Here is a 22,975-nt window from a genome sequence, read left to right as displayed (position 1 = left end):
GAAAATGTACGCCTTTCTTGTTTTGTTCCAGGTGGTGAACAGAGAATATTTGTTGACATGAGCGGCAAAATTGCTGAGAGTGACGTTATAAGTAAATTGCACAGTAGAAAAATGGAACATCACCGCTCGGCAAGGAACCAGACAATGAATTTGAAATTCACCGCGGAAATCGTACAGGCGTATGTTGCAAATAATGAAATTCCGGCAGTGGAAATACCCAATTTGATTCAATCGGTTCACCGGACCCTTTCCCTGTTGTCCGATGAGTCGGGACCCTTGCCGGGAAGGGAGGAGCTGGCCGAGGAATTGGGGGAACGGGTCAGGAAGTCGCAGCCGGGGATGGCGGAATTCAAACCATTTGTCGATCCGGCAAATGCGGTTTCCGAAAATGCGGTAGTCTGTTTGATCTGCGGCAAGGAGCTCAAGGCGATGAAGGGTCATTTGTCGCGCAGCCATGGGATGGACATCAATACCTATCGCCGTTTGTTTCATCTTGATGCCAATTTTCCCATGGTCGCCCCGGCCTATTCGGAGAAACGGCGGCAACTGGCCAAGGAGACCCGGCTTGGGGAGCGGGTTGAATCCTGAGGGCAAGGGGAGTCGATGGAATGGTGGAGGAAGACGATGAGTGGCGGGTGGATCTTGTGGGCCGGACGGCGACACATCTACCGAGTGGTTTGGTGCTCCGTTTTATTTCGGCGTTGGATGGTAGTGGTGCGATGACGGTTGACTTGGCCAATCCGGAACGCTTGGCTGCTGTTGCCGATGACCGGATCATGGAGTTGCCCATGGCGGCGTGGCGGGTTTATGCGCGTCATTCCGAGGAGGCTCTGGCGGGTGAATGGAAAGGATAAATGTAACTATTTAGGTACCTCTCCTGGATTCAGAATTATTAAAAGAAAAAAGGGGTCTGGGGGATTGCCCCCAGGGTTTTGGTTTTTTACCTGAAAGGCATTCTGTTTCCGAGTGATCTGGGATCGAATGATCTACCGATTGTTGGCAGATGGTGTTGTCTGTCTCCACCTTATATTTGTGACCTTTGTTCTTTTTGGGGGGATGTTGGTGCCACGTTGGCCGGTGGTGCGTTGGCTCCATCTGCCGAGCGTGGTGTGGGGGATGTTCGTTGAGTTGGCGGGGGTGATTTGTCCGCTGACCTATTTGGAAAACGATTTGCGCCGGATGGGACGGGAGGCGGGGTATGCGACCAGCTTTGTCGAACATTGGGTCCTACCCCTGATCTACCCCGATTATTGGTTTTCTGGCGGTTTTCCCACCTGGGGATTTACGGTCCTGGGGGTGGTTGTTCTGGTTTTCAACGGGATGATCTATCTCTGGGTGTGGCGTCGGTATCGGAATTATTGAAAGAAAAAAGGGGTCTGGGGGAAATCCCCCAGACCCCTTTTTTCTTTCAATATCTTATTACTTTTGAAACTTTCCTGGGCCAGGTTCTCCCTGATCGATAAGAGAGAGGATCGAGCCTTTGCCATATATGCGCAGTTGATAATAAACCACGCCACCGATCACCAGTTTGACATAGTTTTTGGTTTCGTTGAACGGAATGTTTTCGATGAAGGTCAGCGTTGGTTCGTTGCGCCGCCGCTCGCTCCAATTCTTTCCCCGTCCCGGTCCGGCGTTGTAACCGCACAGGGCCAGCACCAGGTCGCCATCGAAGGCCTGAAGCATCCGTTTCATGTAGGCCTGTCCCAGGGAAAGGTTGTAGGCGGGGTCGTGGAGACGGTTGGGATTGGAGGGGGGAAGGGAACTTTTTCGCGCCTGTTCCTCGGCGGTGGCGGGCATGAGCTGAAGAAGACCACGGGCATTGGCGCTCGATTTGGCCCGGGGAAAGAACACGCTTTCCTGACGGGCGATTCCCCAGATCAATGCGGGATCCAAATCCCATCCGACCATCGGTTTCCAGTGTGGCAGGGGATAGAGGCTCGACCAGTGATAGAAATCCGAACCTTTCATTTCCCGCGCCAGTTTTAAACCATAATCATAGGCACCGGTGGCATGGGCAAGGCACAACCGGTCCTCCTGTTTCAGATGGTATCGTTGCGCCAGGGCGTCGATTTCCGCGCCGTTGTAGAAATTACGTCCGACGGCACGTAAATGATGCATTCGTTGCATGTCGTTCTGAATGTGGGATTGTTGAAGAATGGAACAGGCAAGGGGTGGATCTTGCAGACCGGGCAGGCCGCCATCGCGGGTTTCCAGGGCGATCAGGCCGTAGAAATTGTCGGGATAACGGGCTGCCTGCTGAATCCACTTTCTTTTTTCCTCGTTTGTTTTCGAGAGTTCAGCGGCCCACCAGGCCCCCTGGGCGCGGCGGTGGTCGGTTTTGGCTTCGGTGCCCAGGAGTTTGAAAAGTTCCAGGGCCCGTTTTTCTTTTTTCAACCGGTGGGCGGTCCAGGCAGCGAGCCATACCGAATCCTCCAGTTGCGCCCCTTTTTCCATGACATTGCGGTTCAGGAGTTCAAAGGCTTCGGCGAGGCGATTGTCGTTGTAGAAGGTTCGGCCCAGGCGAAAACGGAGGGCACAGCGGTCATCGACGTCAAGGTAGGTCCCTTCCCGTCCCAGAAGCATTTTATGGACCCGTGTCGTCGATCCATGACTGCGCAGCCATTCCATTCGGGCGTACCAGATCGCCGGGCTCATGGCCTCTTTCTTTTCCAGACGGGCATGGTATTTGGCGAACAGTTTTTCATCGCCGGCGGTGGCGGCGTCGAGGGCCAGGAAGTAGTCACGGCGATTTTTTGGAAAGCCTTCGATAAACTTTTTCAGCGGTTCGCGATTACCTTTGAGGATCATGTTGTGGGCCCGTTTTTCTTTTTCCGCCGTCCCCAGTTTTTGCTCGAACGGGGCGGTGATTCGGATCAGGTCTTCGGGAAATGAAACCCCTTCCAGATAAAGTTCCCGCCACAGGGGTTGTGCTTCGGAGACCCGTTGATTGGCGAGGAGCAGTTGCACGTAGTAAACCCGTCCCGCCTTGGTGACCGGGGGATGACGGTCGTACCAGGCCAGAACCTTGTGTTCCGGTTCGGCGTGGGCGATGCGGACCTCGACCATTTTTTCCAGGTGTTTTTTCTGCGCATGGTTGGGCCAACGTTCGAGAAACCCGATCAGACGCGGCAGGGTTGTTTCGTGACGGGGGTGATACAGCAGTTCCATTTCCAGATAGGAGGCCAGCCCCTCATCCTTGGGCCACGAGGAATGGTCAAGGACTTCGTCGATGGGTCCGCCTCCTTCGAGAATGGCAAAATGGTTGCGGAAGAGTTCCAGTTCCCGTTCCGACAATGCCTCGACCGTCAGTGGCTGGGCAAGAACGAAAGAAAGGAAGATTAAAAAAACCGTGGTGGACGGAAAGATCCGTGACAAGGGGGGAAAGGATCCGAAAAAGGTGATGTTCATGGTCATGCGGGACCGTTGCGTGTCGAAGGTTTAAAAAAGAGCTTCCACGAATTGGGCGGCATCGAATGGGCGCAGGTCATCCATGGCTTCTCCGACGCCGATGAACCGGACTGGCAGACCGAAAGTTCGCGCCAGGCCGACGACGACGCCTCCCTTGGCGGTACCGTCAAGTTTGGTGACGATCAATCCGGTGACTCCGAGATCCTCATGGAAACGTTTGACCTGGCTGTGGGCGTTCTGGCCGGTGGTGGCATCGAGGACCAGCCAGACTTCATGGGGTGCCCCGGTATCTTGGCGGGCGAGAACCCTTTTTATTTTTTTCAGTTCTTCCATCAGATTGACTTTTGTGTGCAATCGTCCGGCGGTATCGGCGAGCATCAGGTCGAACCCTCGGGCGCTGGCGGCGTTGAAGGCGTCATGAATCACCGAGGCGCTGTCGGCGCCGTGTTGCTGGGCGATGACGGTGGCGGTGCTCCGTTCGCCCCAAAGGCGCAGTTGTTCCAGGGCTGCGGCGCGAAAGGTATCTCCCGCCGCCAGGAGGACGGAGCGTCCCTGGATTTGGTAATGATGGGCCAGTTTGCCGATGGTGGTGGTTTTTCCGACGCCATTGACGCCGACCACCAGAATCACCCGGGGTTTTTCGTTCCAGGCCGATCCTTCGACCTGAAGCGGCATCAGCCATTCCAACACCACCTGTCGCAACACCTTGCGCAATGCCTCGGGTTCCAGGGGACCGCGATGGCGTTTGCGGACCTCTTCGATAATCTTGACGCTGGTTTCCAGACCAAAATCGGAAGTGATCAACAAACCTTCCAGATCCTCGAACAATTCCTCGCCGCTTCCTCCTCCCTTGAACAGATCGTCCACACCCCGGGAAAATCGTTCACGGGTTTTGGTCAAACCAATTTTCAATCGCTCGAACAATGACATTCCACGTCTCTTTTCCCTGGGTCATGAAACAGGGCTTTGGCCCCATGCATTTTCATTTTTCATGGACCGATCGCTTTTTCCAGATCGACCCAGAACGGTTCTTCGCCGCGGTATCCTCGAAACCGTGCAATTTCTTTTCCATTCCGGTTATAAACGATGAACGTTGGCAGAAATTTAATTTCCCAGGCCAGATCTTCGAATTCGGCAGGGGGATTGAATTGATCGACCTCGACCAGGGGAAATCGACGACCGATGGCGGTCTTGTGGTAAAACCGACCGATCGTCTCTTTGAATTGCTGGCAGTAGGGGCAACCTTGGGTGACGACGACGATCAGCCGCCCCGAGGAGGGTTCTCCGGCCAAGGCCAGAGGTGGCAAAGAGAAAAAGAACAACAGGATCAAGAAAATCTTCATGAAAGACATGATGCCATTCGGGTAAAGAATATAATGGAAAATCAATACCCTGAGAGCAACCCCTCAAGGTAACCGTTCACTCCCTCAAGAGCCCGTTCCTCCTTTTGATGGCTTGTTTTTCCGACACCTTTTATATCATGATCGGCATTAAACTCTCAATAATCATTCCGGTATTGAACGATGCGGTCGTCCTGGAGCGATTGATCGGGGACATTGAGCGTCAATCGTTGAAGGATTTGGAAATCATCGTGGCGGATGGTGGATCACGGGATGATTCGCTGGCGCTGGCGCGGCGGAAGGGATGGTGTGTGGTCTCCTCGCCACCGGGACGAGGGGTGCAGATGAATGCTGCGGTCGCGGTGGCCCGAGGGGAACAGTGGTTGTTTCTCCATGCCGATTCCCGATTGCCCGATCCGCGATTTCTTGAGGAGGCCTGCGATTTCATGACGCGGCAACTTGCCTTGGAACCGCGCAGCGCCGGCCATTGGGCCATTGAATTTGTCGATATTGTGGTGCAACAGGGACGGATGTGGCGTTTCTGGCAAGAAAAAAGTCGTCTTGATCGACATGAATGCATCCATGGAGACCAGGGTTTGTGGATCACCCCTTCTTTTTTCAGGGAAACAGGGGGCTTCGATACCACCCATCCCTTTCTGGAAGAACGGCGCCTGGCGCGGGAGGTGGCCCGTTTGGGACGCTGGATTCTGCTGCCGGGACGGCTGGGAACTTCATCGCGCCGGTTTATCGCCGAGGGGGTGTGGCGGCGGGCGATCCTGAATGCCTTGATCATGATTGCCTGGGAGGTGGATCATCACGGCTTTCTCGAAGGGTCGCCGGGTTTGTATCGCGAACAGGGGCGGACGGGCCGGTTGGCGTTGGAGATGTTTTTTCGCCTGTGGACGGCATCCGAGACGGGGCGGACGTATCGACAGCGGTGGTGGCGCTGGTGTGCGGTTGGGGCTGTATTGCGCCGGTCGGTATGGCAGATTTTTTTATTATTGGATGTCATGCGGCGGGGAAGGGGTGGTAGGGAGGATTTTGTTTTTCTTTCCTTTTTTCAGCGGCGAATTGAGCCGGTATTGCCATGGCTGTTGCCCGAGGTCTTTGCGGGTGTTTGTGCCTGGTTCATGTTTCACGTATTGCGTCTGGGATTTTTGACCATTGGCAACGATCGACGGAAAAACGATTGAAGATGGGTCCGGTTGGAATGATTTTTCTCCGACCCCCACAATTGTTCCGACACTCTTGGACCCGTATATTCAGTGGCACGGAAACCGTCTGGTGGCGGCGCGACGTCACTTTGTCCGGCACCTTTCGGAAAAGGAAGGGGTGATCCTGGGATTGGTGTATGCCCGCCGTTGGTTGGAACGGGAAGTTCATTCTTTGTATCGGCCTTGGGTTGCGCGGTTTATCGATACCGCCGGCCTTTCCCCGCCTGTTTCCTCCTGGCTGCTGGAGGCGGCGCCGTGGGACGAGGATGCCACGCTGATCCGCTGGTTCCTGGAACGGCGGAACCGGTTGCCGATTGGCGACATTGCCATTTCGGGCATGGACGAACCGGGAGAACTGGAGCGATTCGTCGCGGAGTTGGCGGACCGGTGGCGTCGGCTTGGCGGCTTTGCCCGTGATCGTCAACAGGAGGTGCGTCGCGTCGGCGCCAGGGAAAAGGAAATCTTGAACGCCGTGGGCGGGGCCGATGATCGCGAACGAATCGCCTTGGTGGATGGCTTGATCCATCTTGATCGTCCGGTACCCTGTTGGGACAAGATGGGTTTCGTTCCCAGGTTTTCCTGCCCCGAATCCTGTCGCCACTGCATGTTCATCTGGCGGCCACCGATGAAAACTGTTCACGAAAGCGCTCCGTTGTTGGCGGCCATCAATCGCCGGGGACGCAATCTTTTGTTTACCGGTGGCGATTTGACGCCTGATCTTGAGCTGTTTCATCAGGCGATTGCCACCATGGATCGGGTGGAAACGTTTGCCATCCTTCTCAATGCACGGCTGGCGCATTCCCGGGAGGCGGCCCGACAATTTTTCGCCGGGTTGTATCGCGCCCTGGATCGAAGGCCCTCCTCCTTTGCCCCTGCCCGGGTCCAGGTGCAGATCAGTTTTGATGAATATCATCAGGAAATGATTGCCGATCGGCATGGCGCCCTCAAGGAGCGGATTCCCGTGGCCCATGTTGCCCGGCTGCTTTTGGCCCAGGGGGAGCGGGCGGATTGTTCGGTCTCTCTGATTCACAAGCAAAACATATTAAATTTTTCAACCCGCCTTTTTCAGAAGGGAGTGTGGGGTCGTTTGAACGATGAACTTGAACGACGTGGTTGGGCGGTGACGGACATCCAATGGCAGACCTCACCCCGCCTCAAGGAATATCCTGGCCACCCCGGCAAACAGGGTGGCGTGATTCGCGAGGCCCAGGTCACCCTCATGGGCACCTCTGGTAAGATGACGTTTTATTTTTTCAGTTCCTGTATCGATGCCATGGGCCGTGCCAGGCTTATGGAGCGCGGCGAATATGTTCATGAGGGGCGGTTGTTGGAAGGATGGCTCGATGGAAAGGAGGTGGTTGTCGAACCCTTCGATACCGATCCCATGATCTGGCGGGATGGAACGGTGACGGTGTTCGGTGCCATTCATCTTTGGATGGGAAACGTGTTCGAGGATGGAGACCAGGTATGGCGTCGATGGCATGCCGACCCGCTTCGGGCGGCACTTCAGCGGATGGACCACCGGCTGCTTGCGGCTCATCGAGCCTGGAACGGCGAGCGTTACGATGAATGTGTACGTTCCGCCACAAGCCCCCATGCCCTGATGCACGCCATCACCAGTGATGCCCGGGCGCGTCTTTTCCTGACCCGTTGGCTTCTTGACCATTGACAAGATCGTGTGGGTGGTGAACCAATGGAAAAGATTGACGATTCCATGGTCTGTCCACCGATGGCGTGAATGTTGCTTCGAAAAACCGGGTCCGGCATCGAGGCAAGGTATCCGCCATCAGGGAGAAGAATCCAATGTTTGTCCATTCCGATCTGACCCGTCTGAAACTCAACCTTCTCAAGGGGATGCCCGGTATCTACAACCGCCTGGTCACCCGTCTCAACGCCGAGGGATTGATGGAAAGCGATCTGTTCGATGATGCCAAACGGCGGCGCATCGATGGAATCCTTGATTATTTCTACAGTCGGTTTATGCCGTTTTAAATATATTGTGTAACTGCCCAGGTACCCCCCGGTTCGAGATTATTGAAAGAAAAAAGGGGTCTGGGGGATTGCCCCCAGGGTTTTGATTTTGACTTTGTTTTTTACGCGCCATTTCACCCGAAGCGGTTTCTCGCGTGGTTTTTGCGAGAAACCGCGTAGGCGCGCGCCTTGGTTTGCCCTTCTTCGCGGTTTTTGCGAAGAAGGGCAAACGTCTTGCAGGTTGAAAGGCCTGAAAACTTGCAATGTGTCCTGGTCTTTTCGCAAAAACCGCGAAAAGATCGGGACCAAGGCGCGCGCCTACGCAAGATTCCCGCAAAAATCACGCGGGAATCTTGCTTCGGGTGAAATGGCGCGTAAAAAACAAAATCAAAACCCTGGGGGCAATCCCCCAGACCCCTTTTTTCTTTCAATAATTCTGGGCCCTGGGGGTACCTGGGCAGTTACTATATTGTATACTGTCCGCGAAATTCCAGTCTCTGAAATTTTAGCACGAGCAGTATCGAGAAAACAAGCCATCTAGGTATTTATCGATACCTGAAAATTTTGTATCGCGTTCAAATATATGGCCTTTTTTGCCTGCGGCTAAAGCAGTGCCACTGCGATCCCTTAACTGAACATAATAGCTTCCATCCCTCTTCCAGTAGTGATCATGGCTTCCACCATTAACCTCAACACCTCTTCTATTTTCGGCAACGAGCAGATGGCATTGGCCGTCATCATCGACTCCGGACTTATACCAAAGCCCAGAAGTACCTTCCACAGCAGAATTCCAGGATATTCCCATTTCTAAATCTCCCATTGGTAACAGTATATCAATTTCTCCCTATGGATTTCCACAATAGTGAAACAGGAGTTTAACGACGTACCCGTCCATGAAAAAGAAACAATTTATCAAACACCCAAAGATGCACCGTGACCAGCAACCATCCCAGAGTTGCCGTTACGAGGGCAATGGCCAGCTTTCGCACCCAGGAACGAAAATCAAGCATTCCAAAGATTTTCCATCCGGTGAGACCAACGGCAATCAATGGAAGCAGCCACAGGGCGATGGTTCCTACCGTTGGCAATGGAATCGTCAGTTCAACATTCCAAAAGATAATAGCAAGAAGGCAAACGATTGCCATGATGATTGGCATGCCCACTTTTCGTAAAGCATTCAGTATGGGAGAGAGATGCCAGACCTTTAAAAACTGAATCTGTGAAACCTTCAGATGGCGGACAAGCTCCGTGGCACGATCCGGGTCGGTCATCTGGGGTTCGATGTTGGAAAAAGACCATCGATCAAAACGCCAGTCGGGAAGCGGTGTCGCCGCCAGGTTGGTCAGGACAGGGCTTTTGGCGAGAAAGTTTTCGGCCATGCGGTAACCACTGACCATGAGGGCATGGCCTTCCATCTCCGAAAAAGAATCAAGATCGGTGCGGATGGCCGCCAAAAGACGTTGTACCTCGGTCAGAATGCCATAACAGGTCTTTGTCCGGGTCGAAGCGACCGGGACAGAATCGGTGGATCCGCTCCAGGAAATATCTTCCCCGTAAAGATCCTTCTTGAAGTGAAGGAAGACAAAACCTTCCAAAAGACCGCTGCGGGTACGGGCATCCAATTCGCGAAACTGGGCCTCGCGGACCCGGGCCTGGAGAATGCTGTTGGAACGCAGGGCAACCGGCAGGATTCCATGGCCAGGAGTGTCGTCTGCCTCCATCTGGCCACTGGCATCACTGACGATGATCACGGAACAACCTTGCTCAAGGAGTACCCCCGCCCCTTGATTGTCGTGGACGCCGCCATCGACGAGACGAACAGTCTTGTCGGGATAAAGTTTGTCCAATGTGACCGGCTCGAACAATCCCGGCACGCACGATGAAGCGGCAACCGCTTCACCCAGGCGAATTTTTTTGAAGGGCTCGGGCGCCTGCTCATAATACATCCGTCGCAGCCGATAGTTGGCATCGACCTCGCAATCGATGCCGCCCGGGGGTTCTCCCATCCAGGAGGCGGTGAATTGCCAGTTGTGCCCTGTATTGAGCGTGGTCGCATTCAAGGAAAGAATCGGTACCTTGTTGCAACGCAGCCAGTTTTGCTCCCGCGGCGAAAAATCGTTTTCCCGCGCCCCCTTGGCATTCAAAGGGGTGATTTTCAAATCGGACATGAATCGGGGGCGGTCCCGGCCTTCGTCGGCAACTCTGGCAAACAATTCCTTCTCGTACAATTCTCCAAGACGGGTGGTTCGAGAGTAGTTTTTGCTGAACATCATCTTGAGATTGGCGAACAGATTGGCCGCCACGAGGGTTCGCGGATTGCGCTGTACTCCGGCGAGAAAATCCTTGGCGACACGATCGACCAGATCGATATAGTCCTGGTGGGTGATCGCTCCGTCCGCTTTGCTCTGCAACAGATGACGCAGTTCCAGATAATAATGGGCGCCAATGATCGATCCGCCGGAAACACACGAAATACAATCCAGCCGCCGCAACAGGTCGAGTTCCGCCAATCGCGCCAAAACACCGATATGAAACAATGATGCCCGGAAACCACCTCCCGAAAGGGCCAGGCCAATTTTTCCGGAAAAGGCTGTCTCCAGAGGGGCCGTCTGGTTGTCGATCAGTGCTCGTACCGCCTGTCCCGCCGCCGAATCGCCAATGGTCCGCGGCGTGAGTTCGGGTTGGTGCAGGCGGATCAGGCGTGACAATTGACGGACGGTCGTCTCCCTCTGCCATAGGGGTATGGCCGTCAATCCAGCGGCTTCTTCAAGGAACGCCCGTGCCCGATCAAAATGGTTTGCCTCGAAAGAGGCGTCCGCCACCAAGCCCAGGCCAAGATGCGCCTCCGCCATGGTCACCAGATGCCAGTAGTCATCCCTTCTTCCGGTCGATTCAAGGCGGATGATCTCCTCGCGAATCTTCTTCGCTTCGGATTGGCTTTGATCGGCCATCGTCCCCAGGACTTTATTTTTTCCTGAAGTTTCCTTGTTCCGGGTGGCGAGAAGATCAAGAATGAAGGCTGCATTGATTCCCGGATAACTTCGGTCAACCTTCGATTCCGACCGTGTACTCGTGTTCCAACCACGAAGATAGTACGTGAGCGCTTCCTTCAGGTCGTGCAGGTGCCCGGTCGTCTCCCACTTGCGCTTGCAGATCGCTCCGGCCACACCAAGGAGTTCCGGATCTTCGGCAACGTCAAGGTCCAGGTTTTTCTTCAGGTCGTGCAACGCCTGATCGAGTTTGAGGTCGTCAAGCAGCTCCGGATCTTTGTAGATGGCCACGGCCCGGGCTGAATGGAACGCCTGCCGTTCCGGTTCCCCTGTCAGAAGTGACGCATGACGTTCTGGATCGAGCAGTTGTCGCGCCAGTACGAATTGTCTCGTGCCGCGCAATCGTTCGGCGATCCCGATCAGTTCCCGAACGTTAAAACCCTGCCTCTTCCCCGACAGGATTTCGTTGGCCTGCAATCGCGCCTCATTGAATTCCTTTTCCGATTCATCGTTGTTTTTCGACATGTTTTGCTGATCCCCCCCCGATGTTTTTTCCCATGAATTTCGGCTTGCATGTGCCCGTGATTCAGAAACGCACACCTTCCAGTTCCCGTTCGATCGACCGGACCCACTCCTGGTCCTCTCCTCGATCCTCGCGGGCGCGACGAATCAGAGACAGATTCCGCGCTGTCGTCTGTGGTTCAAAGGATTCCCGCACCGTTGCCAGGGCATCGGCCAATGCCACTTCCGCGGCGGCACGATCCCGGCCAAGGACATGCAATTCCAATAAAGTGGCATGATCCCAATAATCGGGCCTCTTTCCCGAAAGTCGTCTCTTGACCGCATAACCGACCACGGGCAGCAACGCCCCCTGACGTGCATCCACCGGATTGGCCATTTCCATCAGGGTGACTGCGTTGATCCCCGGATAGGCGTCGCGCCAGTCCGCTTCGAAACCGGCCAGGTAGGTTTCGATGGCCTGGCGCAAAAAACCATCCGCCACGGCCTTTTTTCCCGTTTTCACCGCTTCGTCCCATCGATCCTTGAAAACCCGTCCCAGGATTCCGTTGGTTTCGCTGCTGGGACCGTGTGTTTCGATGACCTGCCGCAGGACCCGTTCCGCCTCGTCGCGCCGCCCCAGACGATTGAGGGCCAATCCAAGCTGTTCGCGTACCAGTACCGCATTCGCAACCGGTCCGGGCATCCGTTCGACCAGTTCGACCATCCTTTGCCATGCCGAAACCGCACGGTAGGAAAGAAAAAGATCAATGATGATGGCAGGTTCCGCCTCGCGAAGATTGATTTCATTCTCGAATGCCGCCACCGCCGGTTCCCCTTCTTTCCGGGCGATCGCGAGCCGCTCCTTGCAGCCCTGGGCATAGGCGACCCGATCACGGAAAAGATCGGTCCGGAGGCGGGCGATGTCGGGGGGAGGAAAGTCTGAAATCAGTTGAAAGAGCGGACTGTCGGCAACCGGATTACGGCATTGTTCCAGCAATTTCGCGAGATGTTCACAATCATCCTTGGGTTTCGCGGGATTGCCCTCAAAATCCAGGTGATAAGAAAGGCTCCGAAGTGGCGCCACATCGAATGGAAGATTCATCGTCGCGCCATGGATCAGTATTGTACTCTGCGGTCGAATGCCGTGGCGAATCCCCAATTCATAGAAAACATTGGCGTTGGCCGTGGTCAGATCAGCGATGGCATAATCGCACAACATAAGACGTTCGAACATCGCCTTGTGAATGATCCCTCCGGTCTGTTCCTCGTCGGCACGAATGGGATCCATTCCTGCCCTTATGATCGCGGGGGCGATGATTTCGCTATAAACGCGGTCGAAATCAATCACTCGCACCCCTCGATCGGATTTCTTTCCGAAAGGCATGAGGACAAAACACAAAGGAATCAAAGGCCGATCATGATTATGTTTTGATGGCATGCCGACCCCAATGGATACTTCACAGTCTGAAAATTATGAACGACAATTGTCCATGTCATTCTGATACCGGACCAGAGAAAGATCAACAATCATTTTTCCGGAGCGCAAACATTTTCTGGATCCGGGACGATCATGCTGTCCCGGATCCAGGGGAATGTGACAAGCAAGGATTATTGATCCACCAAACGGCTGCGATCGACCGCCGCTTCTGGTCCGTCACTGGTGAAGCGACGTCTGAAATCGGTCAACAGGGCTTCGACCGATTCCACCAGCAATGGCCAGAGCATGTCGCGTGAGTGCGGGCTTTGGGCGTTGACGAAGGCAAAAAGGCAATCTTCCACGACCAATGCCAACTCCAGCGGCGGGAGCAGTTCCGGGGCCCATGGATCCAGTGGCGGGGTGGTTTTGGTGGAATGACCTGAACATTCCTGTTTCGCGTGCATCCGCATTGCAGAACCTTTCTCGAACAAGTTCGGATGCCCCTCGACCCAAAGAATATCCTTATTGGAATTCATATGCAACCTGAAAGAATTCCGCAGTCATTCATGGGTTATTTCATGCGACCGTCCCGTCGAGAGCGGCCAGGACCTGTTGCCGCAACCAGACGTGTTGGATACTGCTTTCGGTCCGCCGATGCCAGGCGATCGCCATCCGCAGGGGTGGTGTGGCAAAGGGGATCGGGACTTGGGCAAGGTTCAGGGAACGGGCCAGATATCGGGCCACTCCGTCCGGAACAATGGCCAGAAGGTCCGAATTTTCGACGATGAACGGCACCAGGCTCAGCGAGAACATCCGCGAAACGATGCGTCGTGATGTTCCCATCTGCGCCAGCGCTTCATCGACGACCGTCGTGATCATCCCCTTGGGGTAATAATGGACATGACCCGCCGCGAGAAAATCTTCCAGGCTCAAGGACCCTTCCCGAACAAGGGGATGTCCGACCCGATGCAGGCAGACATAATGCATGTCATACAGCCGTTTCAAAGATTCCTGATGCATGATGTCCTGGAAACGGCTGAGAATGAGATCGACCTCTCCCGATTCGAGAAATCGCCCTTCCTCCTCTCCTCCGATATCCACCAGTTCGATGGTGACATGCGGCGCTTCGTTCTGAAGGCGTTGCAGCAGTGCCGGAAGAAACACCGCGGCGGCATAATCGACCGCTCCCAGGCGGAACATGGAGCGCGCGGTCAGCGGGTCGAAGTGTTCCACCTCCAGAATCTGACGCATCTCCCGCAGTGCCGCCTGGATCGGACCTGATAATTCCAGCGCCAGCGCCGTCGGTTCCATCCGGTTACCATCTTTGATGAAGAGGGGATCGTTGAAGATGGTCCGAAGACGCCTCAGGGTATTGCTCATCGCCGCCTGGGTGATCCCCAGTATATTTCCCGCCCGGGTGACCCCTCGTTCGATAAAAAGAGTTTCAAACGCCAACAGAAGGTTTAAATCGAATTGTTGCAGTTCCGTTCTCACGATCGATCTCCATTACCAAATATAACATATTCAAAGAAAAAATTTGCTTTCGGCCTTTTTTTTATATACACTCCTTGCTGCTCGTTAAGAAGTTCGCCGCGTTTGAAACTGCATCCGGTACATGATGGACGATGAAAAGCTTCGGCTTTTCATCACCGGGCCGGCGGGACACAGGCCTCCCCCCCCCTCTGAGCTTGTGTTCTGTCGGCCCGACCTTTCGTCTTCCTCCCCTTCCAATGGATCCAGGCAAAAGTCCGTTTTTCCACGGTCAGCCCGGCCCGGCCTGCGACGAATCGAACAGATCGATGATGGTTTGGCGCATCCAGCGATCCGGCAGGCTTTCATCGGTCCGGGAATGCCAGGCCATGGCGATGCGCAGAGGCATGACCTTGAAAGGAAGGGGGTGGACCGTCAGGTTCATTCCGGAGGCGAGGAAACGGGCGTGGTGGTCGGGGAGGACCGAAAGAAAATCGGTGCTGGCGATCAGATGTGGCAGGATGCTGGCGCTGTTCAGGTTGCAGACAATCTTTCTGGAATGCCCCAGTTGTTTCAATGCCTCGTCTACCGGCGTGGTGGTCAGATCCGGGGGAAGATATTGAACGTGTTCCGCGGCGAGAAAACCATCCAGCGACAGATGTTCCGGGGCGTGGGGGTTTCCGGGACGGGCGATGCAGACAAAATCAAGATCGAACAGTCGATGAAGATGTACTTTGCCCGCGGTGACCCATTGAAACCAGGTGATCAACAGGTCTGCCTCGCCACGGTCGAGAATGCGCGTTTGTTCCCGGCCACCCGGTTCGAGAATCTCCAGGTGGACGCCGGGGGCGACCCGGCGCAGCGTCTGGAGAAGGATGGGCAGCAGCGGCGCGGAAATACATTCCGAAATCGCGATTCGAAAAAGGCGATTGGCCGAGCCGGGATCGAAATGTTCCCTCTTCAGAATCGATTGGGCATGGTCGAGGGCTTTGGTGATGGGTTCGGACAGCTTGAGCGCCAAAGCGGTCGGGGCCATGGAATGGCCGAGTTTGATGAACAGAGGATCGTTGAAAGTCTGCCGCAACCGTTTGAGCGTGTTGCTCATGGCCGCTTGAGTGATCCCCAGAACCCGACCTGCCTGGGTGACGCTGCGTTCGGTCATGAGGACGTCGAAGGCCACCAGCAGATTGAGATCGACTTTTTGCAAATTATTTTTCATGGAGTGCATTGGAGTTACCTGAACCATCCGGTAGCCCTATCGCCCTCCCCCCAAACGCTTTGATGTCACAGCGTAATGCAATAGCAGCAGTTGATCGTGAACAACCATCATATCGATGGCATGGGTCGGCTTTTTATGGTTATGTTTGTGCGACCGCCTGTTACATTTCAATCATCTGAATAATCAATCATTCTTTTCCAAGAGTCAATTCGGTTTCCTTTCATGGATCGCCATCGATGGAGGCATGCACGCGGGCCCGGCGGAAAAGGCGGGCGCCGACGCCTCGGTTGGGCCCCTGGGTCCGGTCGGGACGCTCCCGGGCGCGGTCCACCTTGAGTACACGGCCATCGAGTTGGCGACCGTTGAACAGTATGATCATCTTTTCAGGGTCTTCGACCTCCACGAAGGCGAATCCACGCGACCGACCCGTTTCCCGGTCACGCACAACCTTGACGACGCCGACGACCAGGCCGGTGGAAAAAAAATGGTGCAATTCCACCTCGGTAGCCTCGAACGGCAGATTGCCAACGAAAACCTTGTCCACGGCGCCCCCCTCGAACAAGTCTTGACCTGACGACCATCCAGTATTCAATGGATCGGCAGGTCCTATTCACCGAAACCATACTACACGCAACCATGGACTTTGCACCAGTCCGTTTCGTTACCGTCCAAACAAATTTTAAAATGAGCCGTATCACTGGACAGGGCCGGGGATGGGGCAAGGAGGCAGAGGATAAGAAAACTCTTAAAAAAGGGACGGGGAGGAGCGGTGCTCGAAGGATTGACGGCACTTTTGCAACTGGCTTTTGTATTCGCGCGCCCGTCGGGCAACCTTGTCGGCGACATCAAGGAGCCATTTCTTGGCCAGGTGGGTTTTGTTCTTGTAGCCGCCGTGGCCTTCATGGTAGGCCAGATAGTGTGTTCTGGCGTCATCCATGGACAGTCCCAGGGTTTTGTGGCTGATGTCGGCATACCATCCGATAAAATCGACGGCATCTTCGAAATCATCGCGGTCGGCGCCGGAATTTCCGGTCTTCGTCTTGTACCAGTCCCAGGTTCCGTCCAGGGCCTGGGCATAGCCGAAGGCGCTCGAAATTCTCGGGCCTGGTATGAAACCGAGCCATCGTTTTCGCGGGGGACGGGCATCCGGGCGGAATTTCGATTCCTGGTGGATGATGGCCAATTGGACGTGCATGGGGATGCCCCACTTTTTCTCGGTCGCCCTCAGGCTTTCGAACCAATCCTCGCGATCGTCCAGAAGGATGCAGGCATGATCAATGTTGGCGGGAACGGTGGCGCATCCCGAAAGCAACGGCAGCGCCACCCCGATGACCCGTGTCGCGGTTCGGAACAGGGATGCCGGCAAACGGTACGCAGTGGGCGCGGTTCGGGTTGGCATGATGGCAATGTGTCCCTGCCGATGGGTCGAATCGAGATTCGTATGAGGAAACCTGACCGAATTGACGGCGTCGGGGTTTCCCGGAACGAAACACGAAGATATTCGCATCGAAATTAATAAAAAATACGACCTTCATCAAGGGAATTTTCTTCGAATACGTTTGGAGCAGAGCCGTTGGGGCCATGATTCTTGACCGATTCAGGAAAAGTTCTGGACAGAATTGGATCGATCCACTAGGATCACGTAAGCATGGTGTTATTTTAGGAGGGGTGCTACCTTGTTCCGGGCCCGCTTCGGGGCATCAGGCGATTTTTCCACGAGCCGGATGCCGGATACGATCCGGTATTTCGTTTTTGTCCCAACACCGATTTGAAACGTTGCCGCGGGCCACCTGATCGACCTGGGTGACAGTGGGTGAATGGTTCGTATCTTCGCTTGGCCATGGGGAAGCCTTGTGTTTGTCCGCGACCTGACTTTTTTCACTTTAATCAGCACTGGGGAACCTACATTATGATCAAAAGCACGAGTATTCTGGCCCTGTCCGCCCTGTTCACTCTTGGCGTCGCCGCTTGCGGCGGCGGTGGCGGCAGTTCCGCTACTGGAGTGGGGGGGCTTGCGGTCGATGGCCCGGTTAAAAACGGCTCGATCAAGGTGTACAACGCGGGAGGGACGCAGTGTTCCGCGGCGGCGGTCACAACCAACTCCGATGCAACCTTCACGGTCTACGGCAGTTCTTGCACCTATCCTCTGGTGCTGGAACTTTCGGGCGGAACCGATACATTGCACTCCTCCGCTGGGGTGACGGTTCCCACCGCCATCATGCGCTCCATCGTCGCCAGCAGCGCTTCCTCCAAGGCCAACATTTCGCCGTTCTCGACCCTGATCTATCATGCCCTTCTCAAGGACAAAACCAACCTGACCGACGCCGGTCTGACGACGACCAACACCTCCAGCGCCATTACGTCGCAGGCGGCTTCGGTAATCAGCGCCTTCGGCTTTGGCATCGATTCCGGCACCGACGGTTCGACGAGCAGCGGCTTCAATCCGGTCAGCGCCTCTTTGGGTAACGCCAACATCGCCACGTTCGTTCAGGCCAGCGAAGCCCTTTCCGAAACCGTCCGTCGTACCGCCAAGGCGGCCGGTGGTGTCAGTTCCACCAACATCACCGCCATTCTCAAGACCCTGGGCCAGGATCTTTCCGACGATACCCTTGACGGCAACATGAAGAAAACGGATGGGACCTCCACCACCGTTTCTTCCGGCATTACCGGCTTCGACACGTCCAGTGTCCGCGCCTATGCCCGCTCCAATGCCCTTTTCGTCCTCAACGAAATCTTTTCCACCACCGGCCTCAACATCACCGATCAGACCGGGTCTCAGACCAGCGCTCTGTCGGCCCTGAAGACCGCCGTTGCCGGTGTCAGCGGCACGGCGACGACCAGTTACGACAGCGTCAAGCCGAGTTCCACCGTGGTTTCCCAATGGTCCGACGCCAAAAAGACCGCGATTGCCCTTCTGGGGGTCTCCGCGCTTTCGGACCTGGGTATTTCCACGGAATTGACCACGACTCAGACGATCAGTTCCCGCGGTTCCAAGGCGGTGAATTCGACTTTGGCATCCTCCGTGGCTGACTCCTCGAAGGTCGCGACCTACTCGGGCAACGTCAGTGCCGCCCTTTCCGCCACCAGTTCGACCAGCGCCACCACGACGACGAGTTCCATCACGGTCGGTGGAACCGCGATCGAAGGGCCGGTGTCGAGCGCCTCCATCAAGGTGTATAATGCCAATGGCACCGAATGTTCGGCTGCTGCGACCACCACCAATTCCAATGCCCAGTTCACCCTGAATATCGGCTCCTGCACGCCACCTCTGGCCATCGATCTTTCGGGCGGCACCGACTCGGTGCATAGCAACACCGGCGGTACGATGCCCCAGACCAACATGCGTTCCATCATCGGCACGACCAGCCAGAGCGTCGCCAACATTTCGCCATTCTCCACCCTCATCTACTATGCCCTCGTCGGCGACAAGGGCAACCTGGCCGAGGCTCAAATCACTACCAGCAACATCTCGACCCAACTCAAGACCAAGGCGACCGCGGTTCTATCTGTTTTCGGTTTCGGGGTTGATTCCAATACCGACGGTACTTCCACCGATGATTTCAATCCCATCACCGCCAATCTGGGGGCGTCCAATCTGGCGACTTTCATCCAGGCCAGTGAAGCCCTGTCCGAAACCGTCCGTCGTACCGCCAGTACCGCTGGCAGTGTCAGCAGCAGCAACATTGGCAAGCTGTTCATGTCTCTTGGTCAGGACCTTTCCGATGATTCTCTCGATGGAAACATGAGGAAGGCGGACGGCAGCACTGCCACGGTTTCCTCCGGGATCACCGGTTTCGACATGGCCAACGTTCGTTCGTTTGTCCAGAGCAACGCACTTTTTGTCCTCAACGAGGTATTTTCCTCGGGGGGTCTGAAAATCACCGATACCACCGGTACGCAGCGTTCCGCGCTCAACGCGATCAAATCGTCGGTCACCGGGGTCCATTCCGGCGCTACCGCCACCTTCGACAACGTCAAACCAAGCGGTATCGCGGTCACTCAATGGCAGCTTGCCCAGACCACTGCGATGGCCGTTCTCGGTGTCAGCAGCTTGGCCGATCTTGGAATTTCCAATCAACTTTCGACGACGATGGCGGTCGGTGCCCGTCCGTTGATGGTCAACAGTACCCTGGCGGCCAATCTTACTGATTCCACCAAGGTCGCCTCCTATTCAGGCAATGTTGCTCATGCAAACGCAATCTTTGTCAGTGCGGCGGTTTCCGCTGCGGCGGTCGCTTCCGCCTCGGCTGCGGCAAGGGCCTCTGCTTCGGCCTCTGCTTCCGCTTCTCCTTCCGCATCGACCTCTGCCTTCTGGGTACCGCTCAACTCCATCACCTTGACCGATTACCCCAGCAACACCGCGACGACCCTGACTCCTGCCACCCCTTCCATCTCTGGTGGGGAGCTGATCGTTTCGTTGCCCTCTTCGGTGTCGGTCAGCGCGTCCAATCTGTCTCTTCTGGCCAGTTCCACCACCTCTTCTTCCGCCACCCCGCCGGTGTTGAACTTTACTTTGAGCAACATTCCTTCGGGGAGTGGGTCTTTGGGGGTGACCATGACCCTTCTGGATGGCAGCGATGGCGAAAGGACATCGGGAGAACGGAAAATTTCCGCGACCTTCAGCCTTCCTTACAGCAGCAATGGGACGACGTTGACCTTGACGAGTCCCTCTTCCGCTTCGGTGAGTTACTATACCCGGGCGGCGACTTCGGCTGGCAGTGCCACCTTGTCTAATGCCGCCGTTTCCAATCTGTTGGTGACTTCCTCGGGGTCCAACCAGTCGAGTCTCAGTGCCGATCTCAAAGTGCGGATTGCCCAGTTGTTCAACATTGCCTCGACCCACGGCAATTCCATCCTGGCCCAATCGCTCAACGGCACGAGCGCGGTGGGCAACTATTATTATTCGGTCGATCTGTCCGGACCCACCTTCACCGGTATCGGTCCTGCGAGCAATGTTTCCAACTTTTCACGGGTCAAGGGTACCTTTTCCGCCCGGTAGGTTGGTCGTATTCGTTGTTGATGAAAAAAGAGCGCACCTTGGTGCGCTCTTTTTTTTATCAAGAGAAGAAAAGATCAAAGAGTTTCGAGTTGCGTGTATTCTTCACCCTCATGGGTCAGAAAAACAAGATCGGGTTCTTGTTCGATGATTTCCAATCCGATGCGGAAAATGTGTCCCTTGCGACGGCAGAAGACGACCTTGCATCGATAGATATCCATGCCGCCGTCACTGGAAACCTCCAATTCCACCAGGTCATCAATGTCCAGGCCAACCAGGGCATCGAGTCCAAAGCCTGCGACACCAATATCCTGGAGTTCAACGGGAAAACGTTCTTTTCCAAACCTGAGCATGGCGGGTTCGCGGTGATCCAGGCGGCTGGAAATTCGCTCGATGAGGCTGTTTTGCGGTTTTTGCGAGGTTGTCATCATCATTCTGTCACCTGCTATTGGTCGATTGCATCAATTCTCGTGGCAGGGGAAAGACCAGATTTTCTTCGCTGACCGAGAGAATTTCAACCATTCGATCGTCGATGCCCAAATGGTTCAGCAATCCTTCGACCAGGATTTCGGGGGCGGAGGCTCCGGCGGTGATTCCAAGGGTTGTGACGCCGTCGAGCCATGCCATTTGGACATCGTCCGCCGATTCGATCAGATGGGCTTTGGTTCCCTCGCGTTCGGCAACTTCACGCAGTCTGTTGGAATTACTGCTGTTTGGTGCGCCCAATACCAGGATCAGGTCACAACGCCGGGCCAGGGCCTTGACGGCATTCTGTCGGTTCTGGGTGGCATAGCAGATGTCTTCCCGGCCAGGGGAACGAATGGAGGGAAAGCGGTCGCGAAGGCGATCGACTACCTTGACGGTTTCATCCAGGGACAAGGTGGTTTGGGTGATGTAGGCCACTTTTTCATGGTCATCTTCGGGCAGGGAGGATACGGCATCCTCGTCGCGGATCACCTCCATGCTTCCGGGAGGAAGTTGTCCGACGGTTCCTTCGACCTCGGGATGGCCGGGGTGCCCGATGAGGATGACGCGGTAACCGTCATTGTTCAGGCGGACCGCTTGCCGGTGAACTTTTTCGACCAGAGGGCAGGTTGCGTCCAATACCCGCAAGGGACGGCGTTGTCCTTCGGCGGCGACCGCCTTGGAGACGCCATGAGCGGAAAAAATGACCGTGGCGCCATCGGGGACGTGGATCAGTTCGTCCACGAACACGGCCCCCTTTCTTTTCAGGGAATCGACGACCCAACGGTTATGGACGATTTCATGCCGGACATAGAGAGGGGCGCCGTAGACTTCGAGGGCTTTTTCGACGATGGCGATGGCCCGTTCCACCCCGGCACAAAAACCTCTTGGCTGCGCCAATATGACATGCATATGGATTCCTTCGTGCTGACTATTATTTATATTGTTAATTATATTTCTTATCCAGATGTTGTGTCGAGCGTTCCCATGAGTTCATGGAAGGATTTTGCGCCAAACCGGTGCAGCCAGGAGGTCATTTCCGTCAACAACGTTCCAGCCATCATGGGATTTCGGAACAGGGCGGTACCCAGGCCGATGGCGGTGGCGCCGGCGAGGATGAACTCCATGGCATCGCGGGCGGAGGCGATTCCCCCCTGACCGATGATTGGAATACCCCGGGGGGTGGCGATTTGCGAAATGCGCCAGACCTGAAGCAGGGCGACCGGTTTGATGGCGGGTCCCGACAGTCCTCCCTGACCGTTGCCGAGGACGGGACGTCGTTTTTCCAGGTCGATGGCCATTCCCATCAAGGTGTTGATGGCGGAGATGGCATCGGTGCCGGCGTCGATGACGGCCCGGGCCAGAAGGGTGATGTCGGTGACGTTGGGGGATAGTTTGGTGATGACTGGTTTGGTTGTGGCGCGTTTGACCGTTTCCACGACCCGTGCGGCAATTATGGGATCGGAACCGAAGGCGGCGCCACCTTTCTTGACGTTGGGACAGGATATATTGATTTCGATGCCATCAATGGGGCTGTCATCGAAGATGCGGGCCACTTCGCCATATTCTTCGATGGTGGACCCGGCGATATTGGCGAACAGGCGGGTTGGAAGGTGGCGGATGGCGGGGAGGATTTCCTGAACGACCTGTCGTGCGCCGGGGTTTTGCAGGCCGATGGCATTCAACATTCCGCCACGGGTTTCGACGACCCGGGGGGGTGGGTTGCCTTGCCGGGGCTCGAGGGTGGTTCCTTTGAGGAATACGGCGCCAATGGGGGAGAAATCAAAACCTTCAAGACGGGCCAGGTCCTCACAAAATCCGACACAGCCGGAAAGAAGAACGATGGGAGAGGCCAGTGGCACCCCGGCCAGCGTGACACGGATATCGGACTTTATGTTCATTGTGTACCGTGAATATCAAGTGTGAATCATGGCAAGGTTACCAGGATGGGAATGTTACGACGAACGGGGCGGATTGGCAAAAG

21 protein-coding genes are annotated in these 22,975 nt (G+C 55.5%); 7 read left to right on the top strand and 14 right to left on the bottom strand.

Features of this window, described 5'->3' with window-relative positions; genetic code table 11:
* The first annotated feature begins 144 nt into the window (after positions 1-144).
* The 3 genes from HQL76_01080 to HQL76_01070 all read left to right on the top strand — a co-directional run bounded on the left by HQL76_01080 (position 145) and on the right by HQL76_01070 (position 1,362).
* A complete protein-coding gene (locus HQL76_01080) occupies positions 145-588 on the top strand; it encodes a MucR family transcriptional regulator (GenBank protein MBF0107756.1) in 444 nt (147 codons plus the stop codon).
* A 20-nt stretch (positions 589-608) separates the two neighbouring features.
* Complete coding sequence (locus HQL76_01075) at positions 609-854, top strand: hypothetical protein (GenBank protein ID MBF0107755.1); 246 nt, start codon at positions 609-611, stop codon at positions 852-854.
* 127 nt (positions 855-981) lie between these two features.
* Positions 982-1,362, top strand: coding sequence for a DUF2784 domain-containing protein (locus HQL76_01070; protein ID MBF0107754.1), 381 nt, complete (start codon positions 982-984; stop codon positions 1,360-1,362).
* 57 nt (positions 1,363-1,419) lie between these two features.
* Here HQL76_01070 and HQL76_01065 read toward each other — a convergent pair whose 3' ends face one another.
* The 3 genes from HQL76_01065 to HQL76_01055 are packed head-to-tail and all read right to left on the bottom strand — an operon-like array spanning position 1,420 to position 4,760.
* Complete coding sequence (locus HQL76_01065) at positions 1,420-3,414, bottom strand: lytic transglycosylase domain-containing protein (protein ID MBF0107753.1); 1,995 nt, start codon at positions 3,412-3,414, stop codon at positions 1,420-1,422.
* 24 nt (positions 3,415-3,438) lie between these two features.
* The gene (ftsY, locus tag HQL76_01060; GenBank protein ID MBF0107752.1) at positions 3,439-4,338 is read right to left on the bottom strand and encodes a signal recognition particle-docking protein FtsY; all 900 of its coding nucleotides are present in this window, start codon (positions 4,336-4,338) and stop codon (positions 3,439-3,441) included.
* A gap of 59 nt (positions 4,339-4,397) precedes the next feature.
* Complete coding sequence (locus HQL76_01055) at positions 4,398-4,760, bottom strand: transcriptional regulator (GenBank protein ID MBF0107751.1); 363 nt, start codon at positions 4,758-4,760, stop codon at positions 4,398-4,400.
* 128 nt (positions 4,761-4,888) lie between these two features.
* Here HQL76_01055 and HQL76_01050 point away from each other — a divergent pair, with 128 nt between their 5' ends.
* The 3 genes from HQL76_01050 (at position 4,889) to HQL76_01040 (ending at position 7,954) form a co-directional block, all read left to right on the top strand.
* Positions 4,889-5,941, top strand: coding sequence for a glycosyltransferase (locus HQL76_01050; GenBank protein MBF0107750.1), 1,053 nt, complete (start codon positions 4,889-4,891; stop codon positions 5,939-5,941).
* 91 nt (positions 5,942-6,032) lie between these two features.
* The gene (locus HQL76_01045; GenBank protein ID MBF0107749.1) at positions 6,033-7,631 is read left to right on the top strand and encodes a hypothetical protein; all 1,599 of its coding nucleotides are present in this window, start codon (positions 6,033-6,035) and stop codon (positions 7,629-7,631) included.
* Positions 7,632-7,765: 134 nt separating this feature from the next.
* Positions 7,766-7,954 carry a hypothetical protein gene (locus tag HQL76_01040; GenBank protein MBF0107748.1) on the top strand — a complete coding sequence of 63 codons (189 nt, stop codon included), beginning with the start codon at positions 7,766-7,768 and terminating at the stop codon, positions 7,952-7,954.
* A gap of 484 nt (positions 7,955-8,438) precedes the next feature.
* Here HQL76_01040 and HQL76_01035 read toward each other — a convergent pair whose 3' ends face one another.
* The 8 genes from HQL76_01035 to HQL76_01000 form a co-directional block, all read right to left on the bottom strand.
* Positions 8,439-8,738, bottom strand: a complete 300-nt coding sequence (locus HQL76_01035; protein MBF0107747.1) for a hypothetical protein — start codon at positions 8,736-8,738, stop codon at positions 8,439-8,441.
* Between the two features lie 70 nt (positions 8,739-8,808).
* A complete protein-coding gene (locus HQL76_01030; GenBank protein ID MBF0107746.1) occupies positions 8,809-11,448 on the bottom strand; it encodes a patatin-like phospholipase family protein in 2,640 nt (879 codons plus the stop codon).
* Positions 11,449-11,509: 61 nt separating this feature from the next.
* On the bottom strand, positions 11,510-12,862 hold the full coding sequence (locus tag HQL76_01025) for a DUF4071 domain-containing protein (GenBank protein MBF0107745.1): 1,353 nt from the start codon (positions 12,860-12,862) through the stop codon (positions 11,510-11,512).
* Positions 12,863-13,032: 170 nt separating this feature from the next.
* On the bottom strand, positions 13,033-13,305 hold the full coding sequence (locus HQL76_01020) for a hypothetical protein (GenBank protein MBF0107744.1): 273 nt from the start codon (positions 13,303-13,305) through the stop codon (positions 13,033-13,035).
* Between the two features lie 112 nt (positions 13,306-13,417).
* The gene (locus HQL76_01015; GenBank protein ID MBF0107743.1) at positions 13,418-14,335 is read right to left on the bottom strand and encodes a LysR family transcriptional regulator; all 918 of its coding nucleotides are present in this window, start codon (positions 14,333-14,335) and stop codon (positions 13,418-13,420) included.
* Between the two features lie 268 nt (positions 14,336-14,603).
* Positions 14,604-15,530: a LysR family transcriptional regulator gene (locus tag HQL76_01010; protein MBF0107742.1), complete on the bottom strand. Its 927-nt coding sequence runs from the start codon at positions 15,528-15,530 to the stop codon at positions 14,604-14,606.
* 220 nt (positions 15,531-15,750) lie between these two features.
* Complete coding sequence (locus HQL76_01005) at positions 15,751-16,074, bottom strand: RNA-binding protein (GenBank protein MBF0107741.1); 324 nt, start codon at positions 16,072-16,074, stop codon at positions 15,751-15,753.
* Positions 16,075-16,275: 201 nt separating this feature from the next.
* The gene (locus tag HQL76_01000; protein ID MBF0107740.1) at positions 16,276-16,929 is read right to left on the bottom strand and encodes a transglycosylase SLT domain-containing protein; all 654 of its coding nucleotides are present in this window, start codon (positions 16,927-16,929) and stop codon (positions 16,276-16,278) included.
* Between the two features lie 510 nt (positions 16,930-17,439).
* Here HQL76_01000 and HQL76_00995 point away from each other — a divergent pair.
* Positions 17,440-20,529, top strand: a complete 3,090-nt coding sequence (locus HQL76_00995; protein ID MBF0107739.1) for a hypothetical protein — start codon at positions 17,440-17,442, stop codon at positions 20,527-20,529.
* 74 nt (positions 20,530-20,603) lie between these two features.
* On the opposite strand, the gene HQL76_00990 is transcribed toward HQL76_00995, so the two are convergent.
* The 3 genes from HQL76_00990 to HQL76_00980 are packed head-to-tail and all read right to left on the bottom strand — an operon-like array spanning position 20,604 to position 22,892.
* Entirely contained in the window at positions 20,604-20,960 is a 357-nt protein-coding gene (locus tag HQL76_00990) for a PilZ domain-containing protein (protein ID MBF0107738.1), read from the bottom strand.
* Between the two features lie 4 nt (positions 20,961-20,964).
* Positions 20,965-21,903: a 4-hydroxy-3-methylbut-2-enyl diphosphate reductase gene (gene ispH / locus HQL76_00985; protein ID MBF0107737.1), complete on the bottom strand. Its 939-nt coding sequence runs from the start codon at positions 21,901-21,903 to the stop codon at positions 20,965-20,967.
* Positions 21,904-21,950: 47 nt separating this feature from the next.
* Positions 21,951-22,892 carry a dihydroorotate dehydrogenase gene (locus tag HQL76_00980; GenBank protein ID MBF0107736.1) on the bottom strand — a complete coding sequence of 314 codons (942 nt, stop codon included), beginning with the start codon at positions 22,890-22,892 and terminating at the stop codon, positions 21,951-21,953.
* Positions 22,893-22,975 lie beyond the last annotated feature (83 nt).

The organism is Magnetococcales bacterium (genome assembly GCA_015228815.1).
In the GTDB taxonomy this organism is placed as follows: Bacteria; Pseudomonadota; Magnetococcia; order Magnetococcales; family UBA8363; genus UBA8363.
The sequence above is the reverse complement of the archived record's forward strand: the minus strand, read 5'-3'. Positions and strand labels throughout refer to the sequence as shown.

Excerpts from the sequence above, each read along its gene's own strand:
- HQL76_01080 (MBF0107756.1), top strand. The coding sequence starts at position 145 with ATGAATTTGAAATTCACCGCGGAAATCGTACAGGCGTATGTTGCAAAT.
- HQL76_01075 (MBF0107755.1), top strand. The coding sequence starts at position 609 with ATGGTGGAGGAAGACGATGAGTGGCGGGTGGATCTTGTGGGCCGGACG.
- HQL76_01070 (MBF0107754.1), top strand. The coding sequence starts at position 982 with ATGATCTACCGATTGTTGGCAGATGGTGTTGTCTGTCTCCACCTTATA.
- HQL76_01065 (MBF0107753.1), bottom strand. The coding sequence starts at position 3,414 with ATGACCATGAACATCACCTTTTTCGGATCCTTTCCCCCCTTGTCACGG.
- ftsY (MBF0107752.1), bottom strand. The coding sequence starts at position 4,338 with ATGTCATTGTTCGAGCGATTGAAAATTGGTTTGACCAAAACCCGTGAA.
- HQL76_01055 (MBF0107751.1), bottom strand. The coding sequence starts at position 4,760 with ATGTCTTTCATGAAGATTTTCTTGATCCTGTTGTTCTTTTTCTCTTTG.
- HQL76_01050 (MBF0107750.1), top strand. The coding sequence starts at position 4,889 with ATGATCGGCATTAAACTCTCAATAATCATTCCGGTATTGAACGATGCG.
- HQL76_01040 (MBF0107748.1), top strand. The coding sequence starts at position 7,766 with ATGTTTGTCCATTCCGATCTGACCCGTCTGAAACTCAACCTTCTCAAG.
- HQL76_01035 (MBF0107747.1), bottom strand. The coding sequence starts at position 8,738 with ATGGGAATATCCTGGAATTCTGCTGTGGAAGGTACTTCTGGGCTTTGG.
- HQL76_01030 (MBF0107746.1), bottom strand. The coding sequence starts at position 11,448 with ATGTCGAAAAACAACGATGAATCGGAAAAGGAATTCAATGAGGCGCGA.
- HQL76_01025 (MBF0107745.1), bottom strand. The coding sequence starts at position 12,862 with ATGCCATCAAAACATAATCATGATCGGCCTTTGATTCCTTTGTGTTTT.
- HQL76_01020 (MBF0107744.1), bottom strand. The coding sequence starts at position 13,305 with ATGCACGCGAAACAGGAATGTTCAGGTCATTCCACCAAAACCACCCCG.
- HQL76_01010 (MBF0107742.1), bottom strand. The coding sequence starts at position 15,530 with ATGAAAAATAATTTGCAAAAAGTCGATCTCAATCTGCTGGTGGCCTTC.
- HQL76_01000 (MBF0107740.1), bottom strand. The coding sequence starts at position 16,929 with ATGCCAACCCGAACCGCGCCCACTGCGTACCGTTTGCCGGCATCCCTG.
- HQL76_00995 (MBF0107739.1), top strand. The coding sequence starts at position 17,440 with ATGATCAAAAGCACGAGTATTCTGGCCCTGTCCGCCCTGTTCACTCTT.
- HQL76_00990 (MBF0107738.1), bottom strand. The coding sequence starts at position 20,960 with ATGATGATGACAACCTCGCAAAAACCGCAAAACAGCCTCATCGAGCGA.
- ispH (MBF0107737.1), bottom strand. The coding sequence starts at position 21,903 with ATGCATGTCATATTGGCGCAGCCAAGAGGTTTTTGTGCCGGGGTGGAA.
- HQL76_00980 (MBF0107736.1), bottom strand. The coding sequence starts at position 22,892 with ATGAACATAAAGTCCGATATCCGTGTCACGCTGGCCGGGGTGCCACTG.